16 protein-coding genes are annotated in these 20,978 nt (G+C 70.4%); 11 read left to right on the forward strand and 5 right to left on the reverse strand.

What is annotated here, in order from left to right:
- Window positions 1-72 precede the first annotated feature (72 nt).
- Window positions 73-261, reverse strand: coding sequence for a hypothetical protein (locus OG440_RS10525; RefSeq protein ID WP_406006582.1), 189 nt, complete (start codon window positions 259-261; stop codon window positions 73-75).
- A gap of 602 nt (window positions 262-863) precedes the next feature.
- On the opposite strand from OG440_RS10525, the gene OG440_RS10530 reads away from it, so the two are divergent.
- From OG440_RS10530 to OG440_RS10565, 8 genes are all read left to right on the forward strand, one after another.
- Window positions 864-4,622 (forward strand): nitrate- and nitrite sensing domain-containing protein, encoded by a 3,759-nt coding sequence (locus OG440_RS10530; RefSeq protein ID WP_406006583.1) that lies wholly within the window; start codon window positions 864-866, stop codon window positions 4,620-4,622.
- 9 nt (window positions 4,623-4,631) lie between these two features.
- The gene (locus OG440_RS10535; protein WP_020128762.1) at window positions 4,632-5,045 is read left to right on the forward strand and encodes a roadblock/LC7 domain-containing protein; all 414 of its coding nucleotides are present in this window, start codon (window positions 4,632-4,634) and stop codon (window positions 5,043-5,045) included.
- 112 nt (window positions 5,046-5,157) lie between these two features.
- Entirely contained in the window at window positions 5,158-5,556 is a 399-nt protein-coding gene (locus OG440_RS10540) for a DUF742 domain-containing protein (protein WP_009190816.1), read from the forward strand.
- Window positions 5,537-6,112, forward strand: coding sequence for an ATP/GTP-binding protein (locus OG440_RS10545; protein WP_054239771.1), 576 nt, complete (start codon window positions 5,537-5,539; stop codon window positions 6,110-6,112). The genes OG440_RS10540 and OG440_RS10545 overlap by 20 nt, the downstream gene beginning before the upstream one ends.
- Before the next feature lie 376 nt (window positions 6,113-6,488).
- The gene (locus OG440_RS10550) at window positions 6,489-9,800 is read left to right on the forward strand and encodes a nitrate- and nitrite sensing domain-containing protein (protein ID WP_406006584.1); all 3,312 of its coding nucleotides are present in this window, start codon (window positions 6,489-6,491) and stop codon (window positions 9,798-9,800) included.
- Window positions 9,801-9,810: 10 nt separating this feature from the next.
- Window positions 9,811-10,224 (forward strand): roadblock/LC7 domain-containing protein, encoded by a 414-nt coding sequence (locus OG440_RS10555; protein ID WP_037737006.1) that lies wholly within the window; start codon window positions 9,811-9,813, stop codon window positions 10,222-10,224.
- A 95-nt stretch (window positions 10,225-10,319) separates the two neighbouring features.
- Window positions 10,320-10,907, forward strand: a complete 588-nt coding sequence (locus tag OG440_RS10560; RefSeq protein WP_406006585.1) for a DUF742 domain-containing protein — start codon at window positions 10,320-10,322, stop codon at window positions 10,905-10,907.
- A complete protein-coding gene (locus OG440_RS10565) occupies window positions 10,888-11,469 on the forward strand; it encodes an ATP/GTP-binding protein (protein WP_054239772.1) in 582 nt (193 codons plus the stop codon). The genes OG440_RS10560 and OG440_RS10565 overlap by 20 nt, the downstream gene beginning before the upstream one ends.
- 149 nt (window positions 11,470-11,618) lie before the next feature.
- Here the strand turns inward: OG440_RS10565 and OG440_RS10570 are convergent, their stop codons facing one another.
- Window positions 11,619-11,810 (reverse strand): acyl-CoA carboxylase subunit epsilon, encoded by a 192-nt coding sequence (locus OG440_RS10570; RefSeq protein WP_406006586.1) that lies wholly within the window; start codon window positions 11,808-11,810, stop codon window positions 11,619-11,621.
- 67 nt (window positions 11,811-11,877) lie between these two features.
- Window positions 11,878-13,482, reverse strand: a complete 1,605-nt coding sequence (locus OG440_RS10575; RefSeq protein ID WP_406006587.1) for an acyl-CoA carboxylase subunit beta — start codon at window positions 13,480-13,482, stop codon at window positions 11,878-11,880.
- Window positions 13,483-13,849: 367 nt separating this feature from the next.
- On the opposite strand from OG440_RS10575, the gene OG440_RS10580 reads away from it, so the two are divergent.
- The 3 genes from OG440_RS10580 (at window position 13,850) to OG440_RS10590 (ending at window position 16,313) form a co-directional block, all read left to right on the forward strand.
- Window positions 13,850-14,449 (forward strand): YceI family protein, encoded by a 600-nt coding sequence (locus OG440_RS10580; protein ID WP_406006588.1) that lies wholly within the window; start codon window positions 13,850-13,852, stop codon window positions 14,447-14,449.
- 93 nt (window positions 14,450-14,542) lie between these two features.
- On the forward strand, window positions 14,543-15,181 hold the full coding sequence (locus OG440_RS10585; protein WP_406006589.1) for a hypothetical protein: 639 nt from the start codon (window positions 14,543-14,545) through the stop codon (window positions 15,179-15,181).
- A 346-nt stretch (window positions 15,182-15,527) separates the two neighbouring features.
- Window positions 15,528-16,313: a S1 family peptidase gene (locus OG440_RS10590; protein ID WP_406006590.1), complete on the forward strand. Its 786-nt coding sequence runs from the start codon at window positions 15,528-15,530 to the stop codon at window positions 16,311-16,313.
- 88 nt (window positions 16,314-16,401) lie between these two features.
- On the opposite strand, the gene OG440_RS10595 is transcribed toward OG440_RS10590, so the two are convergent.
- Both OG440_RS10595 and OG440_RS10600 read right to left on the reverse strand, forming a co-directional pair.
- Window positions 16,402-17,769: a hypothetical protein gene (locus OG440_RS10595; protein WP_406006591.1), complete on the reverse strand. Its 1,368-nt coding sequence runs from the start codon at window positions 17,767-17,769 to the stop codon at window positions 16,402-16,404.
- 9 nt (window positions 17,770-17,778) lie between these two features.
- Window positions 17,779-20,853: a glycoside hydrolase family 3 protein gene (locus tag OG440_RS10600; RefSeq protein ID WP_406006592.1), complete on the reverse strand. Its 3,075-nt coding sequence runs from the start codon at window positions 20,851-20,853 to the stop codon at window positions 17,779-17,781.
- Between the last annotated feature and the right edge of the window lie 125 nt (window positions 20,854-20,978).

Here is a 20,978-nt window from a genome sequence, read left to right on the forward strand (position 1 = left end):
GGGACGCCCTTGACATCCGTGGGTGGCCGCTTGAGCAATCGGCGGCCGGTGCCCGTATCTCCGCGTGAAGATCTACTCCACGACGGAGGCCGCGACCGGCGCCTCCATGAGGATGGTGCGCTTGGGGTTCGCGGTCTGGGCGGGAAGCTCGACGGAGTGCTCCTGCTGCTCAGGGAGCTGGAGGTCGTCGGCGTCCGTGAGGTGCGCCAGGGTCGTACGCCGGGGGTTGGCGATCTTGTGGAACATCGTCGTCGTCTTCACTGTTGTACGTGACCCTGTCGTGTCCGGGCGCCCGGGAAGCCCTCAAGGGCCTCCGCACGGACGCGGTTTGTCGGATGCGTCATCCCTGTAAAGCGTCAGGCTAAACACGCGATTCCCGGTGAAGACGTGAAGGTCGCATGATCAGCGTGTGAGTTTGCTCACGAATCAAGGGGCAAAACGGCCATTCCGGACTACCGGGTGACCCGTACGAAACGGACATTCGCCACCTGAAGCACTCATTCCGCTCCTGATCATGGCGACTGGGACACCCTTCGGCCACCACCCCTTCACACCCTTATGTCCGCCTTATGTGGGATGGGTTTCTACATCCCGTAACTTGACCCTCACGTCGTGTCACGGATGTCACAGCCTGGCCAACGGGCCTTGTTGGAGATCCTGCACTGTGCTGGAATTCCTCGAACCGCCGCGGGATCGAGCCGGCGCACAGAGGGCGCCCAGCGCGCCCGGTGGCGGCGAGACAGGGGGAGCCAGCGCCGGTTACTCACGACCAATTGGGGGGCGTATTCAGGACGCCTCCCAACACGCCGACACCGTCCTTCCGTTCGCGCGGAGGGGCGCCTGGTCCAGAGGTTGCGACGCTAGTGCAGGGACGTTTCAAGAGGGATGGCAGCGCTTCGGCCGAGCCGGAGCCGCACGGCGGGACTGGCCCGATGGCAGTCGGCTCCTCGCCCCAGCACGCCCAGAACCAGGGCCCCAATCCGTCCGGTGACGGCGGTGAGCGCTCGGGACGTCCCGGTGCGTCCACGTCGCCCGGTTCGCCTCCCCCGGCGCCGGCGAAGTCGCCGACCGGGCCCGGCCCCCGGGTGGCACTGCGCAACTGGCGCATCTCCACGCGTCTGGTGGCGCTGCTGACCCTGCCCGTGGTCGCGGCCACCTCGCTGGGCGCGCTGCGCATCAACCAGTCGATGGACGACATCCAGCAGCTCGACAACATGAAGCTGCTGACGGACATGACCAAGCAGGCCACCGACCTGGCCGACGCGCTCCAGGAGGAGCGCGACAAGTCGGCCGGTCCGCTGGCGCACAACGGCAAGGCGACCGACCCCGGGATCAAGGGCCTGCGCGAGAAGACGGACCGCGCGCTCAGCGCCTTCCAGGACTCGTCGGAGGAGATCGACGGCGCCACCACGGACGGCAATCTCCAGGGCGTCCGGGACAGCCTCGTCGGTCTGCTGAGCGACCTGGCCAACCTCGCCAAGATCCGGACGACGGCCTACGCGGAGAAGAACAACTCCACCCAGACGGTGGAGGGCTACCACCGCCTCATCACCAGCCTGCTCGACCTCTCCCAGGACATGGCGCAGGCCACCAGCAACCCGGAGATGATCCAGCGCACGCGTGCGCTGGCCGCGTTCTCCTCCGCCAAGGAGTACGCCTCCGTCCAGCGCGCCGTGATCGCGGCGGCGCTGCCGGCGAGCAACAGCGTCTACGGCAAGCTCTCCGAGAACGACCGGCAGTACGCCCAGGCCGGCCTCGAGAACCAGGAATCCGAGCTCTCGAGCTTCCGCAGCATCTACGGCGACAGCGACGCCGAGGAGCTGCTGCAGCCGATCGAGGCGGGCAACCCGGTCATCGAGGACGCCAACACCTACGCCGACCGCGCGCTCAGCTCCGCCAGCGGCCTGGAGTCGCTGGACAAGCAGTCGTACCAGGACTGGATCGACGCCAGCTCCACCAAGATCAAGCAGATGGGCAACATCGAGCTCACGCTGCTCGAGGACATGGAGCAGAAGGCGCGTGAGCTGCGCGCCGACTCGGAGCGCGAGGCGATCATCTCCGGTGCGCTCATCCTGCTCGTGCTCGGTGTCTCGCTGGTCGGCGCGTTCGTCGTCGCCCGGTCCATGATCCGTTCGCTGCGCCGCCTCCAGGAGACCGCCACCAAGGTCGCCCAGGACCGGCTGCCCGAACTGGTCAAGCAGCTCTCCGAGTCCGACCCGCAGGACGTCGACACGTCCGTGGAGTCGGTCGGTGTGCACTCCCGGGACGAGATCGGCCAGGTGGCCGCGGCCTTCGACGACGTGCACCGCGAGGCCGTCCGCCTCGCCGCCGAGCAGGCCCTGCTGCGGGGCAACGTCAACGCGATGTTCACCAACCTCTCGCGCCGCTCCCAGGGTCTGATCCAGCGCCAGCTGTCGCTGATCTCCGAACTGGAGTCCCGCGAGGCCGACCCGGACCAGCTGTCCTCGCTCTTCAAGCTCGACCACCTCGCGACCCGCATGCGCCGTAACGGTGAGAACCTCCTCGTCCTCGCGGGTGAGGAGCCCGGCCGCCGCTGGACCCGTCCGGTCCCGCTGGTCGACGTGCTGCGTGCCGCCGCCTCCGAGGTGGAGCAGTACGAGCGGATCGAACTGGCCTCCGTGCCGACCACCGAAGTGGCCGGCCGGGTCGTCAACGACCTCGTGCACCTCCTCGCCGAGCTGCTGGAGAACGCCACCTCGTTCTCCTCCCCGCAGACCAAGGTCAAGGTCACCGGTCACGCGCTGCCCGACGGCCGCGTCCTGATCGAGATCCACGACACCGGCATCGGCCTCTCCCCCGAGGACCTCGCCGCGATCAACGAGCGGCTCGCCTCGCCGCCCACCGTGGACGTGTCGGTCTCCCGACGCATGGGTCTGTTCGTGGTCGGTCGTCTGTCGCAGCGGCACGGCATCCGCATCCAGCTGCGTCCCTCCGACTCCGGTGGCACGACCGCGCTGGTCATGCTCCCCGTGGACGTCGCCCAGGGCGGCAAGAAGCCCCAGCCCAAGCCCGGTCAGAGCAGCGTCTCGGGTGGTCCCGCCGCCGCGCAGGCCGCCGCGGGCGTCGCCGCCGCGCGTCGCCAGAACGGCTCGCAGAACGGTTCGCAGGGCGGTGCCCTCGGCTCCGGTCCCGGCGCCGGTGGCCGGCTCGCCACCGGTCAGGGCCCCCGGGCCGCGCTGCCCGGCCGTGACGGTGGTGGCCGCCCCGGTGGTCAGCCGCCGCGTGGGCCGCAGCAGCCGCCGGCCTCCCCCCAGCAGGGCCGACCGGCTCCGGCCGGTGCGGGTGCGGGCTTCGGCGGTCAGACGTCGGGCGCGCCGCAGGGTCTCCAGGCGGCCGGCACGGGCACGCAGGGTGTGGACATGTTCGGCGGACGTCCGACGCAGCAGCGGAACAACAAGGCCGATCAGGGCGGCCGCGGCCGTCAGCCGCAGCTGCCGCCGCGCGGTGGTCCGCGCGCCGAGCTGCCGGGCGGCAACCCGCAGCCGCGGGTCACCAGCTGGGGCGACGAGAACGCCCAGCCCCCGGTGTCGCGCGGCCCGCTGGACGCCCCGCGCGGTCACGAGGAGCCGGACGTCGCCCAGACGTCGCGTATGCCTCGCTTCGACGACCGGCAGGGTCCCGGGGCGACCGCCGAGATACCGGTGGTCCCGCGCACCGACGACCGTCAGAGCCCGGCGGGCCCCGCCGACTTCGGCCGTCCGGTCGCCAACGGAGTGCACGCCACGGGCCAGTTCCCGGCCGTGGGCAACCCCCAGTCGGCTCCGGGCGGACGGCAGGACACCAGCCAGTTCCAGCGTCCGGGTACGAGCGGCCGGCAGGACACCGGGCAGTTCCAGCGCCCCGGTACCAGTGGCCAGCAGGACGAGAACGGCTTCACCCGGTCCGACGTCTTCGGTGCCCCGGGCGGCCAGAACACCCCGGCGGCCCCGAACCAGTTCGCTCCGCAGGCGTACGACAACGGCTCCACCGGCCAGTTCGCCGCACCCGGTTACGACGGCTCCTCGACCGGTCAGCACTCGCTGCCCGGGCGCCAGGACCCCTCGTCCACCGGCCAGTTCGCCACTCCGCAGGCGGGTGGCTACGGCACCCCGTCGCAGCCGACCGGTCCGCAGCGTTCCCTGGGTCGTCCTGAGCCGGAGGCGCTGCCGCCGGCGGGTCCCGGTGACGGGCGTACCCCGCTCTACGACACGCTGGAGACCAACTGGTTCCACGGTCAGCAGGCGGGCGGCGCGGCCCAGGCCCCGCAGCAACAGCAGCACCAGGAGCCGCAGGCTCCGGCTGCCCCCCAGCGTCCCGCCGCCACCAATGCCTCCTGGCGCACCTCGCCGAACGACGAACTCGTCCGGCAGGCCGAGCGAGTCAGGCAGCCGGCCGCGGGCGGCGTCACCACATCCGGCCTGCCGCGCCGGGTGCCCAGGGCGAACCTCGTCCCGGGCACGGCTCAGCAGCAACAGCACCAGCCCGGTCCGCAGGTCTCGCGTGCGCCTGACGACGTACGCGGCCGGCTGACCAATCTCCGTCGGGGCATCGCGCAGGGTCGTCAGGCCGGCAACGGTCAGACCGGCAGTTTCCCGAGCCCCACTCACCAGCAGGAGCGTTAGTTGAGTCAGATGAGCCAGGCGGCACAGAACCTGAACTGGTTGATCACCAACTTCGTGGACAACACCCCCGGGGTGTCCCACACCGTTGTCGTGTCCGCCGACGGGCTCCTGCTCGCGATGTCCGAGGGCTTCCCGCGCGACCGTGCCGATCAACTGGCGGCCGTCGCGTCCGGGCTCACCTCGCTGACGGCCGGCGCGTCCCGGATCTTCGAAGGCGGCAGCGTCGCGCAGACCGTCGTCGAGATGGAGCGAGGATTCCTCTTCCTCATGTCCGTCTCGGACGGCTCGTCGCTCGCCGTTCTCGCGCACCCCGAGTGCGACATCGGCCTCGTCGGCTACGAGATGACGCTGCTCGTCGACCGCGCGGGCGCGGTCCTCACGCCCGACCTGCGCGCCGAACTCCAGGGCAGTCTGCTCCACTGACCCGCCCGAGCACTACCCGCCTCACGAAATCACCGTCCGGCCGACACAATCCCCCCACCGGCCTCGACGGACGGCACGACTGACCGCGAATGCTGTCCCGCCCGGAGGATTCATGACCCCGCCCACCGCCCATCATGATCCGTACGCGGAGCCGTACGGGGATGAGGGCGACCAGCCGCTGGTGCGTCCGTACGCGATGACCGGCGGCCGGACGCGGCCGCGCTATCAGCTCGCCATCGAGGCGCTGATCAGCACCACGGCCGACCCGGCAGCGCTCATGGGGCTGCTCCCGGAGCACCAGCGCATCTGTCATCTGTGCCGTGAGGTGAAGTCGGTCGCGGAGGTTTCGGCTCTCCTGGCCATGCCTCTGGGAGTGGCGCGGATCCTGGTCGCGGACCTCGCCGAAGCCGGACTGGTGGCCATCCACCAGCCGGGCGGCGACGAGAACAACGGTGGCGCTCCAGACGTGACGCTGCTCGAAAGGGTGCTCAGTGGACTTCGCAAGCTCTGACGGGGGGCGGGCCACCACCTCCGCGAAGATCGTGGTGGCGGGTGGCTTCGGCGTGGGCAAGACCACGTTCGTGGGCGCCGTCTCCGAGATCAACCCGCTGCGCACGGAGGCCGTCATGACGTCCGCGTCGGCGGGCATCGACGACCTCACCCACACCGGGGACAAGACCACCACCACGGTGGCCATGGACTTCGGCCGTATCACGCTCGACCAGGACCTGATCCTGTACCTGTTCGGTACGCCGGGTCAGGACCGCTTCTGGTTCATGTGGGACGACCTGGTGCGCGGCGCGATCGGCGCGATCGTGCTGGTGGACACCCGGCGTCTCGCCGACTGCTTCCCGGCGGTCGACTACTTCGAGAACAGCGGCCTGCCGTTCGTCGTCGCCCTCAACGGCTTCGACGGCTCGCAGCCGTACCAGCCGGAAGAGGTGCGCGAGGCGCTGCAGATCGGACCGGACACCCCGATCATCACGACGGACGCCCGGCACCGCTCGGACGCCAAGTCGGCGCTGATCACGCTGGTCGAGCACGCCCTCATGGCGCGACTGCGGTAACTTTCAAGCACCCGGTGCCGTACGGCAGTTGTCGTAGACGCTCTGGAGCCGACTGTGGCCTTCGACACGGTCGGCTCCGGTGTTCATAACGTTTCGGCAGTGGAATCCACAGGTACCGACACGCGTCGCGGTCGCTTGGTCTCACTGCGCGCACGAAAGCCCCGCCTTTTGGCGGGGCTCGTTCTTTTTGACCGTTTTATCTGGGGCTTACATCACATCGAACCAGCGCTTTCCCATGTTTGGAAGAGCGCTGGTCGTCGTGCTGGAATGCCTGAACTGCCCAATAGTCAATGACGTACTGATGGTCGATGGCTGACCGGGCTCTGAGACACTGCGGCACGACGAAGGTGCCGACCGCCGAGAGGTTGTTGGTCGAGTGAGGCGAAGCAAGCAAAGTCCCGAGCCGGCGGCCCGGGGCAACTTCACCCCGCCGCCGCGCGGAGCGGCGCCCGCCCCCGTGTCCGGTCCGGAGCCGGCGTCCGCCCCCGCGAAGAGCGGCGGCCGTCTCTCCCCACGGAACTGGCGGGTGCCCACCCGGCTGAACGCGATCCTGCTCATACCCGTGATGGTCGGCCTGGTCATGGGCGGCTTCCAGGTGAAGAACTCGATCGACACCTGGCAGGAGGCCCGCGACGCCGAGAAGACGGCGAAGATCGTGGCCGCCGCCGGCGAGTACGCCGAGGCCCTGCTCAACGAGCGGGACGTCAGCGCCCAGCCGCTGCTCCAGTCCACCAAGGACGACCCGACGGTCAAGGCGGCCCGCGCCACCACCGACGCGAAGGCCACCGCCTTCCACGACGAGGTCGTCGGGATGCCGGACAAGGAAGGCCTCCAGCGCCGTCTGAAGCTGGTGGAGGAGGCCGAGCCGACACTCGCGAAGATCCGCGCGGCCGCCTACACCAAGGCGCTGGACCCGGTGAAGACCGAAGAGGGCTACGTCGCCGTCGAACACCTGCTGATGGAGTTCTCCAACGAGCTCGGTCTCGGCACCGGCAACATCACCGCCTACGGCCGCACCGTCTACGCGGTCGCCCTGGCCAAGGGCGCCGAGTCCCTCCAGCGCGCCATCGGCATGCACCTGCTCGTCCGGCCCAGCCCCGACGAGACGGTCTACCGGCAGCAGCTCACCGCCTTCACCTCGTACGCCTACCTCGAGGGCATCGCCCAGCAGGAGTACGTCTCCGGTGGTACCACCGAGGACGCCGCGCGGCTCACCGAGGTCATGAAGGAGAAGACCGAAGAGGGCGCGCAGCAGGTCGCCGACGCGAAGGAGAAGGCCGAGGCCGCCGGCGAGGAGTTCACCGCTCCGCCGACCATGGACAAGATGATCCAGGCGATCGCCAGCGGGCAGGAGCCGTCGAAGCTCGCCGAGCAGGGCGTCACCGCCAACGCCTGGATGGCGGCCGCGACGCTGAAGTTCGAGGGCTACAGCCAGGTCGAGAGCGAGCTCATCGACCGCGCGGTCACCGACGCCGGTGAGATCGCCTCCGACGCGCAGCGCGACGCCATCATCAACGGCGCCATCGTCATCATCGCCCTCCTCGCCGCCTTCATCGTCGCCAGTCTCATGGCCCGCCAGATGAGCCAGGCCATGCGCCAGCTGCGCAACGCCGCCTTCGGCATCGCCGAGCAGCGCCTGCCGATGCTGGTCGACCAACTCTCGCGCACCGACCCGGGCCGGGTGGACACCCGTGTCCAGCCGATCCCCATCAACACCAGGGACGAGATCGGCGAAGTCGCCCGCGCCTTCGACCAGGTCCACCGCGAGGCCGTCCGACTGGCCGCCGAGCAGGCTCTGCTCCGGGGCAACATCAACGCGATCTTCACCAACCTCTCGCGCCGCAACCAGTCCCTGATCGAGGGCCAGCTGACCCTGATCACCGACCTGGAGAACAACGAGGCCGACCCGGACCAGCTGGAGAACCTCTTCCGGCTGGACCACCTCGCCACCCGTATGCGCCGCAACGGCGAGAACCTCCTGGTCCTCGCCGGCGAGGAGCCGGGCCGCCGCTGGGACCAGCCGGTCCCGCTGGTCGACGTGCTGCGCGCCGCCTCCTCCGAGGTGGAGCAGTACGAGCGCGTCGAGCTGTCCGGCGTCCCCGAGGCCGAGATCCACGGCCGTGCCGTGACCGACCTCGTGCACCTGCTCGCCGAGCTCCTGGAGAACGCCACGACGTTCTCCTCGCCGCAGACCAAGGTCCGGGTGACCGCCACCCGTCTCCCCGACGGCCGGGTCATGATCGAGATCCACGACAAGGGCATCGGCCTCACCGCCGAGGACTTCGCGGACATCAACCACAAGCTGGCCAACCCGCCGACGGTGGACGCCGCGATCTCGCAGCGCATGGGCCTGTTCGTGGTCGGCCGGCTGTCCGACCGGCACGGTATCCGGGTCCAGCTGCGCCCCTCGGGCGAGCAGGCCGGCACCACCTCGCTGGTCATGCTGCCGGACGCCATCACCCACGGTGGTGGTGGCGAGCAGCAGCAGCCGCGCGACGAGTTCACCGTCTCCCAGATCATCCCGGAGCAGAACTACGGCGGTGGCGGCGAGGACTTCAACACCGGTCTGCCGATGCGCACCGCGGCGGAGCTCGGCTTCGACGACAGCCAGTACGAGGTCCCCGACGACATCCGCGACCTGGACCCGGTGGGCCGCTCGCTGATGCGCGAGGAGCGCCGTGCGGCCCTGGAGTCCCAGCCGGGCCAGCCGAGCGGGCAGCAGTCCGCCGAGGGCTTCGAGGCGCCCCGGCAGCAGCAGTCGTACGACGCCTCGCAGAACGGCTTCGATCCCGCCCAGCAGGGCGCCGGGGCCGGCTACGACAACGGTGCGGCCGGGTACGCCGAGCAGCCCGCGGCGTTCGACCAGCAGACGTCGTACGAGGAGCAGCAGCGCCCGGCGTACGACGACCAGTACTTCGCGCCGAACGGTGGGATGCCGCAGGGCGAGTCCTTCTCCGGCAACGGCGGCCTTCCGCAGAACGACGGCTTCGCGTCGAACGGCGGCTACCCGGACCCCGCGTATGCGGAGTCCGGCCAGGACAACCGGGCGGCGGCCCCGGCCGGCGCGTCCGAGGGCTTCCAGCCGTACCAGGAGCAGCAGCCCTACCAGGACGACTGGCCCCAGCAGAACGGCCACACGACCGGTCACACCAACGGTTACCAGAACGGCTACCAGGACCAGTACGCTCCGGAAGCGGAATCCGCGCAGGCCGCTGACGCGGGTGAGCAGAACCGCGTAGGCTTCGACCGTCCGGGACCGACCTCCTCCGCCTCCCACGCGCTGACCGACGCCGGTCTCCCCCGCCGCGGCGCCGCCGCGAGCGGTACGAACGGCGCCCGGCCCGCGAAGCAGGAGCCGGCCGCCTCCCCCGCGGAGAGCAACGGCGGCGGCGACGTCTGGCGCTCGGCCAACGACGAGCGCTGGCAGCAGGCCTCCGGCCTGAAGAAGCCGAAGGCGGGCGGGGTCACCTCCTCAGGCCTGCCGCGGCGGGTGCCCAAGGCCAATCTGATCGAGGGCGCCGCCGAGAGCACCCCCCAGGGAGGCCCCCAGGTCTCCCGCGCCCCGGAGGACGTCCGAGGCAGGTTGAGCAACCTGCGTCGGGGCGTCCAGCGCGGACGCAACGCAGGCAGCAGTGAAACGAACGGCCAGGGCCTCGGTCCTGACAGCACCTACAACCAGGAGCGTTAGTGTGAGCCCGATGAGCCAGGCGGCACAGAACCTGAACTGGGTGATCACCAACTTCGTGGACAACACCCCGGGGGTGTCCCACACGGTGGTGGTCTCCGCCGACGGACTCCTTCTGGCGATGTCCGAAGGCTTCCCCCGCGACCGGGCCGACCAGCTCGCGGCCGTGGCCTCCGGTCTGACGTCCCTGACGGCAGGCGCCTCCCGGATCTTCGAGGGCGGCAGCGTGAACCAGACGGTTGTGGAGATGGAGCGGGGATTCCTCTTCCTCATGTCCATTTCCGACGGTTCCTCGCTCGCCGTTCTCGCGCATCCCGAGGCGGACATCGGCCTCATTGGGTACGAGATGGCCCTTCTGGTGGACCGAGCCGGTTCGGTTCTGACCCCCGATCTTCGTGCGGAGCTCCAAGGGAGCCTTCTCAACTAACAAACGAACGGTGCGTTTTGGCGTCCTGAGGCCGTAGGGTTTCGGGACGCGGCTTCCACGTGATGGGTGCCAGGCACATCGGAGGAGGAGAGAGAGTGGCAACACCCCCAGGCGGTTCGAATTCGGGCAACTGGTCGTACGGTCCTGCCCAGGGCCAGGGCGACGGTTCCCAGAACCCGAACCGTTACAACTTCCCCTCCGCGCCCAGCCAGCAGCGGCCGTACACGCCCCAGGGTCCGCAGGGTCCCGGGCCGTCCCCGTACGACCAGCCGTCGGCGCCGCGCATCCAGCCCGTGCAACCGCATCGCCGCGCCCCGGAGTCGGCGCCCGCCGGGTCGGCGAGCAACCCGCTCGTGCGTCCGTACGCCATGACCGGTGGCCGGACCCGCCCGCGTTACCAGCTCGCCATCGAGGCGCTGGTGCACACCACCGCGCAGCCGCACCAGATGCAGGGCCAACTGCCCGAGCATCAGCGGATCTGCAACCTCTGCCGAGAGATCAAGTCGGTCGCCGAGATCTCGGCGCTGCTGACCATCCCTCTCGGCGTGGCCAGGATCCTCGTCGCCGACTTGGCGGAGGCGGGACTGGTCGCCATCCATCAGCCCGGCGGCGACGAGAACGCCGGCGGCCAGCCAGACGTGACATTGCTCGAAAGGGTGCTCAGTGGACTTCGCAAGCTCTAGCGGGGGTCCGTCCCGCTCCACCACTTCCGCGAAGATCGTGGTGGCGGGCGGCTTCGGCGTGGGCAAGACCACGTTCGTCGGGGCTGTCTCGGAGATCAACCCGCTGCGCACCGAGGCCGTCATGACGTCCGCGTCGGCGGGCATCGACGACCTCACCCACACCGGGGACAAGACCACCACCACGGTGGCCATGGACTTCGGCCGTATCACCCTGGACCAGGACCTGATCCTGTACCTGTTCGGTACGCCCGGCCAGGACCGGTTCTGGTTCATGTGGGACGACCTGGTGCGCGGCGCGATCGGCGCGATCGTGCTGGTGGACACCCGGCGTCTCGCCGACTGCTTCCCGGCGGTCGACTACTTCGAGAACAGCGGCCTGCCGTTCGTCGTCGCCCTCAACGGCTTCGACGGCTCGCAGCCGTACCAGCCCGACGAGGTGCGCGAGGCCCTTCAGATCGGCCCCGACACCCCGATCATCACGACGGACGCCCGCCACCGCGCGGACGCCAAGTCGGCGCTGATCACGCTCGTGGAGCACGCGTTGATGGCCCGGCTCCGGTAGCACCTGCCGCAGACAGCCGAAAGGCCCCCTCCGCCCGGAGGGGGCCTTCGCCGTGCGCGGGGCCTTCGCCGTGTGTGTCGGCCGCCGGCGTGAGCGCAGACGCGAGGGCCCCTCTCGGACGAGAGGGGCCCTCGCGCGACGTGCGAGGTTCAGTGCCAGCTGTGCGGGGCGCGGAAGCCGCCCTCGCGCTCCAGGCGGCGCCAGCCTGCCCTGGGGCGGCCTCGGTGGGTCTCGGTGGGCGACGGCTGGGCGGCCGCGCGGGCCAGGAGGATCGCCGTGATGGCGGCGACTTCCTCGGGCTCGGCGTGGCCCTTCTCGACGCGGATGTCGGGAGCGTTCATGGGTGCAAGTCTCCGTGGATGAGGTTTCCGCAGGGAATCCAGTGGGTTACCCGTTGGAGCTGCCGGGTTACTGCGGGGGGTTGCCGTGCTTGCGCGAGGGCAGGTCCGCGTGCTTCGACTGGAGCATGGCCAGCGACCGGACGAGGATCTCGCGGGTCTCGGCGGGGTCGATGACGTCGTCGACCAGACCGCGTTCCGCCGCGTAGTAGGGGTGCATCAACTCGGACTTGTACTCCTTGACCATGCGGGCCCGCATGGCCTCGGGGTCCTCGGCCTCGGCGATCTGACGCCGGAAGATGACGTTGGCGGCACCGTCGGCGCCCATCACGGCGATCTCGTTCGTCGGCCAGGCGTAGGTGAGGTCGGCGCCGATGGACTGGCTGTCCATGACGATGTAGGCACCTCCGTAGGCCTTGCGCAGGATCAGCGAGATCCGCGGCACGGTGGCGTTGCAGTAGGCGTAGAGCAGCTTCGCTCCGTGCCGGATGATTCCGCCGTGCTCCTGGTCGACGCCCGGGAGGAATCCGGGCACGTCCAGGAAGGTGACGATCGGGATATTGAAAGCGTCACACATCTGGACAAAGCGCGCAGCTTTTTCCGACGCCTCGATGTCCAGGACGCCGGCCAGGGCCTGCGGCTGGTTGGCCACGATGCCGACGACCTGGCCGTCGAGCCTGGCCAGCGCGCAGATGATGTTGCGGGCCCAGCGCTCGTGGATCTCCAGGTACTCGCCGTCGTCGACGATCTCCTCGATCACCTTTGTCATGTCGTACGGCCGGTTGCCGTCCGCCGGGACCAGGTCGAGCAGGGCGTCGCCGCGGCGGTCGGCCGGGTCGGTGGACTCGGTGCGCGGGGGGTTCTCGCGGTTGTTCTGCGGGAGCAGCGACAGGAGGTAGCGGACCTCCGCGATGCAGGTCTCCTCGTCGTCGTACGCGAAGTGGCAGACGCCGGAGGTCTCGGCGTGCACGTCGGCGCCGCCGAGGCCGTTCTGGCTGATCTCCTCGCCGGTGACGGCCTTGACCACGTCCGGCCCGGTGATGAACATCTGCGAGGTCTCGCGGACCATGAAGACGAAGTCGGTGAGGGCGGGGCTGTAGGCCGCGCCGCCCGCACAGGGGCCCAGCATGACCGAGATCTGCGGGATCACCCCGCTCGCCCGGGTGTTGCGCTGGAAGATGCCGCCGTAGCCGGCGAGGGCGGAGACGCCCTCCTGGATACGGGCGCCGGCGCCGTCGTTGAGCGAGACCAGCGGGGCACCGGCCGCGATGGCCATGTCCATGATCTTGTGGATCTTCGTGGCGTGGGCCTCGCCCAGCGCGCCGCCGAAGATGCGGAAGTCGTGGGCGTAGACGAAGACCGTACGGCCCTCCACCGTGCCCCAGCCGGTGATGACACCGTCGGTGAACGGCTTCTTCGCCTCCAGGCCGAAGCCGGTCGCCCGGTGCCGGCGCAGCTGCTCGACCTCCTGGAAGGAACCCGGGTCGAGGAGCAGCTCGATCCGCTCCCGGGCGGTCAGCTTGCCCTTAGCGTGCTGCGCCTGGGTCGCCTTCTCGCTCGGTCCGGCCAGCGCCTGGGCACGGATCTCGTGCAGCTCGGCCACGCGGCCGCGCGCATCCGTGGGCTCCGAAGGCTCCGCGGTCAGCTCGCCCGTCGTCTCTTCCAAAACGGTCATGTAGTGACCTTACGAAGCCCACCAAGGAAAGAGGGACGTCGACTCCGTACAGTCTCCGGCGCGTTTTCCTGGTAGCCCTGAACAGAACCGGGCAGCCATGCAGCCGTTCCGACTGCTCAGAGGGGCCGGGCCTTGTAGGGGTCACACAAACCCCGGCGCTGAGACCCGCCTCACATTCCCGGCGCGCATGCCCTCCCCGGAGTGACACGGGGGGTCCGGACGGCGGTCCGGGGTCCGCCGTTTCACAGGGGAACCGACGACACGGGCGGAAGATGTTGAACATTGAACGGAATAGGTCTACCGTCTTCCTTGTTGACCTCGTTGAAGATTAAACATCCTCGGTCTTCCCGTCCCCAAGGAGCATGTCATGGCAATCTTCGGCCGCAAGAACACCGACGAGACCGTCACCGCCACGGTGAGCCCCGAGCTCGCCGCCCTGACCGGCGACTACACGATCGACCCCGCTCACTCGACCCTCGGCTTCGTCGCGCGCCACGCGATGGTCACGAACGTCAAGGGCAAGTTCAACGACTTCACCGGCGCGCTGCACCTGGACGGCGCCGACCCGTCGAAGTCCACCGCCTCCCTCGACATCACGATGGACAGCATCGACACCGGGTCCGCCGACCGCGACGGCCACCTGAAGAGCGCCGACTTCTTCAAGACCGACGAGTTCCCGACGATGACCTTCCGCTCCACCTCGGCGGAGGCGCTGGGCGGCGACGACTACCGGATCACCGGCGACCTGACCATCCTCGGCGTCACCAAGCCGATCGTCATCGACCTGGAGTTCAACGGCGCCGCGAAGGACCCGTTCGGCAACGAGCGCGTCGGCTTCGAGGGCAAGGCCGAGATCCTGCGCTCGGCGTGGGGCCTGACCTGGAACGCGGCGCTGGAGACGGGTGGCGTGCTGGTCTCGGACAAGATCAAGCTGAACTTCGACATCTCGGCGATCAAGAACGCGTAAGCGCTTGGACGAATACGGCGTAAAACGGCTAATAGGGGTCGGAAGCGAAGAGCTCCCGGCCCCTTTCCGTGTTCCGTGTCACAGTCGCGAGGCATGAGCACCAGGACCGGACCCCAGCACTACCCCGGCGCGAACCGCGACCACTGGTACCAGGACGACTTCGGCGGTGACCCCATGGAGGTCAACGTCGTCGTCCTGCACACCACCGAAGGGCGTTCACTGCCCGACTACGGGGGCGGCTCGGCCGCGCCCAACCTGACGGCCGTGCCGGACTTCGCCGCCAGGAAGCTGAAGTGGTACCAGCACTTCGAGATCGACGTCTCCTCCCGCGCGCTGGTCAACAAGCGCGGCGGCGTCGAGACGAACACGCTGAACGTCTGCCAGGCGGAGCTCGTCGGCACCTGCGACCCCGACACGCACGCCAAGTGGAAGGCCCGCGACCAGGCCCACGTCTACTGGCCGAAGGCGCCGGAGTGGGCGCTGCGCGCCGTCGCCGAGTACCTGGCGTGGATGCACATCCACCACCGTGTCCCGCTGCGCGGCCCGGCCCTGTGGCCCGCGTACCCGAAGTCCGCCGGCAACGCGGGCGGTCAGCGGATGACCGGGGAACGGTGGAACGCGTTCAAGGGGGTGTGCGGGCACATGCACGTACCGGAGAACGCGCACGGGGATCCGGGTGCGCTGGACTTCGAGGCGCTGCTCAACTTCGCCAAGGCTGCGGTCCAGGACTGACGCCGGCTCACGGAGCACCGGCGGCCGGGCCTCGCCCCCGGCGGGCGCGGCCGCCGGTCGGACGGGTGCGGCACCAGCCGCCGGCAGGCGGGCGTGACCCCCACGATCGGGCGGAGTCCCGGTGGACCGGCGGGGCCCCGGCGGGTAGGCGCGGGCCCCCTGGGCCGGGCGAGGACGCGGTGGGCGGATGTGGCTGATTCAGCCCCCTTGTGCGAGGGCTTGCGGGGTTCCCATAATCCAGCAACAGATTTGACCTGACCATGCCAGCACATGGATATTTCTTTGCGGTGTGCGCAGTGCGTTGACATGCTCTCGTCAAGCCAACCCCCCCACGGAAGGCAGCACCTTGAAGAAGCTCCTCACCGCGCTCAAGAGATGCGCAGCCGTCGGCGCGGCCGCCCTCGCCATAGCCAGCCTTCAGCCCCTGTCGTCCGCACAGGCCGCCCCCGCCCCCGTCGTCGGCGGAACCCGGGCCGCGCAGGGCGAGTTCCCCTTCATGGTCCGGCTCTCGATGGGCTGCGGCGGAGCTCTCTACACCCAGCAGATCGTGCTGACCGCCGCGCACTGCGTCAGCGGCACCGGCGCCAACACCGGCATCACCGCCACCGCCGGCGTCGTGGACCTCCAGTCCACCACCGGCCGGGTCCAGGTCAAGTCGACCTACGTGTACCGGGCCCCCGGCTACAACGGCAACGGCAAGGACTGGGCGCTCATCAAGCTCGCCTCGCCCATCACCACCCAGTCCACGCTGAAGATCGCCACCACCACGCAGTACAACACCGGCACCTTCACCATCGCCGGCTGGGGCTCCGCCAGCGAGGGCGGCGCCCAGCAGCGCTATCTGCTCAAGGCCACCGTGCCGTTCGTGAGCGACGCGACCTGTCGTACGTACAGCGGCTACAGCGGCCTCGTCGCCAGTGACGAGATCTGCGCCGGATACACGGCCGGCGGCACCGACACCTGCCAGGGCGACTCGGGCGGCCCGATGTTCCGCCGGGACTCCGCCAACGCCTGGGTCCAGGTCGGCATCGTGAGCTGGGGCATCGGCTGCGCCCGGGCCAACGCCCCCGGCGTCTACTCCGAGGTCTCCACCTTCGCCTCGGCCATCGCCTCGGCGGCGGCCTCCCTCTGACGCACACCGCTCAGCCGTAGGACGTCACGGGCCCGGCGCCGTCGCGCGCCGGGCCCGTGACGGGTACCGGTCCGGAACCGGCCGGAGTTCAGAAACCTCCGCCGAAGTCGCCCCCGCCGCCTCCGCCGAAGTCCCCTCCCCCACCGCCCCCGAAGCCGCCGAAGTCGCCGGGGTCGAAGTCGGCGCCGGAGACGTCGCCGCCCTCGTAGCCGCCGCCGAAGTCGCCGTAGCCGGTGCCGTAGTCGGAGGCGTAGGACGGGCCGGCCATGATGCCGCCGAGCATCGTGCCGACGAGGAGGCCGGGCAGGATGCCACCGCCGAAGTAGCCGCCCGCCCAGGGGCCGTAGGCGGGGCCCGCCTCCCAGTACGGGCGGCGACCGTAGTCGCTGTCGACCTCGCGGATCACCGGGTCGCGGCCGTCGGCCAGCCGGGTCGAGTCCGCCGCGCAGACCGGGACCTCGCGGGTGGCCCCACCGGGCGGCGTCCAGGTGGCGTCGGCGACCGAGGGGCCGTGCCGGGGGTCGAAGAAGCACGGCGGCCGCCGCTCGGGCAACGGCCGGCCCGCGCGGCGGGCGGACAGCCGGGCGAGGGAGAAGCGGCCGTCCTCCAGCGCCTGGGTGACGGCGCGGACGTCCTCGGGTCTCGTCGCCGCCGCCATGAACGACTTCGCCTGCTCGTAGGCGTCCAGGGAGCGTTCGTAGTCGGCGCGCATGGCGTCGTCGGCACCCGGTTCGGACGGATGGAAGTCCAGGCGGTCGAGTTCCTCTCCGAAGGCCGTGATGTCCTCGTCCACGACGACCCGCAGCCGGTCGAGGGCGGCCCGCCGCTCCTGCGCCCGCCGTCGGCGGTTGCGCCGTACGAGGGTGTAGGCGCCCGCTCCGCCGGCGACCAGCACCACGCCCGCCGTGATCAGTGCGGTGGACGAGATCCCGTCGGCGCCGCCCGAGGAGCTCCAGCTCTTCGGTGCCGAGCCGCCCATGTTGGCCAGGGCCCGGTCGGTGAAGTCGGTCAGCTGGGTCGTGGCGTCGTCCTCGCCCTGGACACTGGCGACCAGATTGCGGACGGCCGTGCGGGACAGGACCGAGGAGTCGGCGCGGGCGTCGAACCGGTCGCCGAGGCGGATCGCGTACAGACCGGTCACGCCGGTGGCCGTGCGCAGATCCGTGAAGAGGTCAGCCGTGGGGTAGTCGGCGGGCAGCACGGCGATGAACAGGGGCTTGCCGGCGTCCCCGATCTGCTTTTGCAGGGCGTGCGCCTCCGCCTGGGAGAGCTGGGCGCTCGCCTCCGGGTCGACGTAGACCGGGCTCTCGCGGAGGGACGCGGCGATCGCCGAGACGCTCGTGGCCGCGGTGGCGCGCGGGGCGCCCGCCGTCAGGACCGCCAGAGCGGTCAGGACGGCGAGCGCCAGTGCGATCAGCGGTCCGGCGGAGCTTCGGGTCGGTGGGGCGACCTTCATACTTCGAAGCTACCCGAAAGCCGCCGAAAGCGACCCGTTCGGATCCCCGGGCTGACCAGCCGCCCGGTACGCCGCCGTCAGCCGCTCCACCGCCTTCGAGTACCGGCCGGTCAGCAGCAGGTGGTCGGCGTCGGCGAAGGGTTTCGCGACCGCCGCCGTGACGGCCTGGCCCACCTTCCGCTGAACGATGAGCCGGGCCTTGCGGACCAGCGCGCGTCCCACCTCGTCGGCCCCGGCCCGTTCGGCCGCCGCCGCCGCGACCCCGAGCCCCTTCAGGGTGGCGACCCCGCCCTGCGGCACCCTGCTCAGGGTCGTCAGGCCCCAGCCGTAGGGGAACTGCGGGTCGTACGCCGTGTCGCCGACGTTGATCGGCAGCTGGGCCTGGGACTTCGGCCAGGTCACCGGCAGCTGTCCGGTGAAGGGCCGCCTGCCGTACAGGACGTCGGCCACGCCGTCGCCCTCCGTGCCCGGCAGCCAGGAGGCCACCAGCGCGTCGATGTCGCCGAGCCGGTCGCCGATCAGCTGGGGCCGTCCGGAGACGATCAGCACCGCGCACCGCATCGCGGCGCACACCCTGTCCACGGCCGCCCGGTCGGCGGCCGTCAGCTCCAGGTCGTTGCCGTTGCCGACGTCTCCGACGCCCTCGGCGTACGGGGTCTCGCCGACGACCACCACACCCACGTCGTACCCGTCCGTGGCCGCCGAGGCGTCCCGGGAGTAGGTGACGTCGCCGCCGGCCTTCCGCATCCCTTCCAGGATCGTCGTGCCCTCGGTGATGTCGCCGGAGGCGCCCTGCCAGGTGATGGTCCAGCCGCCGGTCTGGTTGCCGAGGTCGTCGGCGTTGGAGCCGGCGACGTACACCTTCTGGTTCTTCCTCAGCGGCAGGACCCCGCCGGAGTTCTTCAGCAGTACCTGTGACGCGGCGGCCGCCTGGCGGGCGACGGCCCGGTGCCCGGCGGAGCCGATGGCGGACGCGCCGCTCGTGTCCGCGTAGGGCTTCTCGAAGAGGCCCAGCCTGAACTTCTGCGTGAGGATGCGCGAGACGGCGTCGTCGATCCGCCGCTCGGCGACCCCGCCGGCCGCCACCTCGTCGAGAAGGGTGGCGTGGAAGTCCTTGTACGCGTACGGGACCATGATCATGTCGAGGCCCGCGTTGACGGACGTCCGGACGTCGGAGGCGTAGTCGCCCGGGAGCTGGTCGATGGCCGCCCAGTCGCTGATGACGAACCCGTCGAAGCCCATGCGGTCCTTGAGGACCCCGTTGATCATGTCGGCGCGGGCGTGCATCTTCACCGGCCCCAGCCCGTCGCCCGCGATGTCGAGCGAGGAGTAGGACGGCATCACCGTGCCGACCCCGCGGTCGACGGCCGTCTCGAAGGGCGCGAGGTGGACGGCCTCCAGTTCCGGCCGGGTGACCTTGGTGACGCCCTGGTCGAGGGTGTACGTGCCGGTCGTGGAGGAGCCGTAGGCGGTACCGCCGTCGCCGACGAAGTGCTTGGCGGTGGCGAGCACCTTGTCGTCGTCCTTCAGGTCCGCGCCGTTCGCCCGGCCCTGGAGCCCCTGGATCACCGTCTCCATGGCCTCGACCAGCGCCGGGTCCTCGCCGTACGCCTCGTAGGAGCGGCCCCAGCGCTCGTCGCGGCTGACGCACAGGCAGGGCGCGAAGTCCCAGGGGATCCCGGTGGCCCGGACCTCGGCGGCGGTTACCGCGCCGGTCCGCTCGGCGAGAGCGGGGTCCCTGGTCGCCCCGATGCCGATGTTGTGCGGCATGACGGTCGCGCCGACCAGGTTGTTGTGCCCGTGCACGGCGTCGACGCCGTAGATCAGCGGGATCTGGTAGCGGGTGGCCCGCGTCCGGAGCTGGAAGGCGTCGATCATCTTCGCCCACGCCTCGGGGGTGTTGGGCGTCGGGGTCGAGCCGCCGCCGGAGAGCAGCGAGCCGAGGTCGTAGGCGGCGATGTCACCGGGCGCGGTGAGCGCGCCGCGCTCCGCCTGGGTCATCTGGCCGGCCCTCTCCGCGAGGCTCATCCGCGACAGGAGATCGGCGACGCGCTTCTTCACCGGCAACTTGGCGTTCAGATACGGCAGTCCGTGCGCGTCGACCACGACCTGCGGGGTCTCGGAGGGCGCCTTGGCGCCGGTGACGGTCAGCCGGAGCGGGACGGTCTCGGCGGACTCGGCCCGGTGGTCCGCGAGGGTGCGGACGCGGACGGTGCGGGTGGCGCCGGAGGGGGTGCCCGCCGGGAAGGTGACGGTGCCGGTGACCGGGGTGTAGTCCTTGCCGGGCTCGGCGGTGCCGGTCGCGGCGGTCTCGTAGGCGACGGTGACGGGGTCGCCGAGAGGGGCGGCGCCGGTGGTGGCGACGGTGAGCGTGACGGCCGCCGAGCCGCCCTCCGCCACCGGGTACACGGCCGCGTCGGTGGTGACGGCGGCGCGCAGCGACTGGTCGGCCCGGCCGTACAGCTCCACGTCGTCCATGGCGAAGTCGCCCTTGACACCGACGGGGAGGGTGAGGGCGTATCCCCAGGTCTTGTCGAGGCCGAGGACGTGGTCGATGCCGCCGACGGGCTGGTAGTCCGTGCGGTAGGTGAAGTCGGTGAAGGGGATCTCGACCTGTTTCCAGCCGGTCCAGTCGTCGGTGAAGGAGGTCGTCCACAGCTCGGACGCCTCGCCGTTCGCCCCGCCGTCCTTGATCTCGAAGGCGATCTTCTTGCCGTTGCCGCGGCCCTCCCACCAGAACCGGAGGCCCTGGTGGGCGGACCAGTCGTGGGCGGGCTCCGCGAAGGCGAAGTCGTGGGTGAAGCCGCCGTAACCGCTGATGTCGTAGTCGCCGGTGAGGACCTGGTCGCCCTCGGGGGCGTCCGCGCGGGCCGTCAGCCGGAGGGCGGGCGGGTCGTCGGTGTCGCTGCCCCAGGTGAAGATTCCCTCGGCGGGCGGGCTCGCGAAGGGGATCTCGCCCTCGAAGCGGTCGATCGGGACGGGGGCGGGGGTGGGGTCGTCGGCGCCGGACGCGCCGGCGGCGGTGGTCATCGGGAGCAGTGCGGCCAGCAGGGTGGCGGAGGCGAGCAGGGCGGTTCTTCGCATGGAACGTCCCTCTACTCTCGTGGTCCACTCATGACTTAGATCACGCCGTGAGTTAACTGGTGCCCTGCTGCGCCGTCAAGACTTCACGCCAGAACTGGTACGGCCGCAACACCCGTCCGGATCAG

The sequence above is a fragment of the Streptomyces sp. NBC_00637 genome (assembly GCF_045161545.1).
Taxonomy (GTDB): domain Bacteria; phylum Actinomycetota; class Actinomycetes; order Streptomycetales; family Streptomycetaceae; genus Streptomyces.

Coding starts and splice junctions, on each gene's coding strand:
- OG440_RS10535 (WP_020128762.1), top strand. CDS start 4,632: ATGAGCCAGGCGGCACAGAACCTGAACTGGTTGATCACCAACTTCGTG.
- OG440_RS10540 (WP_009190816.1), top strand. CDS start 5,158: ATGACCCCGCCCACCGCCCATCATGATCCGTACGCGGAGCCGTACGGG.
- OG440_RS10555 (WP_037737006.1), top strand. CDS start 9,811: ATGAGCCAGGCGGCACAGAACCTGAACTGGGTGATCACCAACTTCGTG.
- OG440_RS10570 (WP_406006586.1), bottom strand. CDS start 11,810: ATGAACGCTCCCGACATCCGCGTCGAGAAGGGCCACGCCGAGCCCGAG.
- OG440_RS10575 (WP_406006587.1), bottom strand. CDS start 13,482: ATGACCGTTTTGGAAGAGACGACGGGCGAGCTGACCGCGGAGCCTTCG.
- OG440_RS10580 (WP_406006588.1), top strand. CDS start 13,850: ATGGCAATCTTCGGCCGCAAGAACACCGACGAGACCGTCACCGCCACG.
- OG440_RS10585 (WP_406006589.1), top strand. CDS start 14,543: ATGAGCACCAGGACCGGACCCCAGCACTACCCCGGCGCGAACCGCGAC.
- OG440_RS10595 (WP_406006591.1), bottom strand. CDS start 17,769: ATGAAGGTCGCCCCACCGACCCGAAGCTCCGCCGGACCGCTGATCGCA.
- OG440_RS10600 (WP_406006592.1), bottom strand. CDS start 20,853: ATGCGAAGAACCGCCCTGCTCGCCTCCGCCACCCTGCTGGCCGCACTG.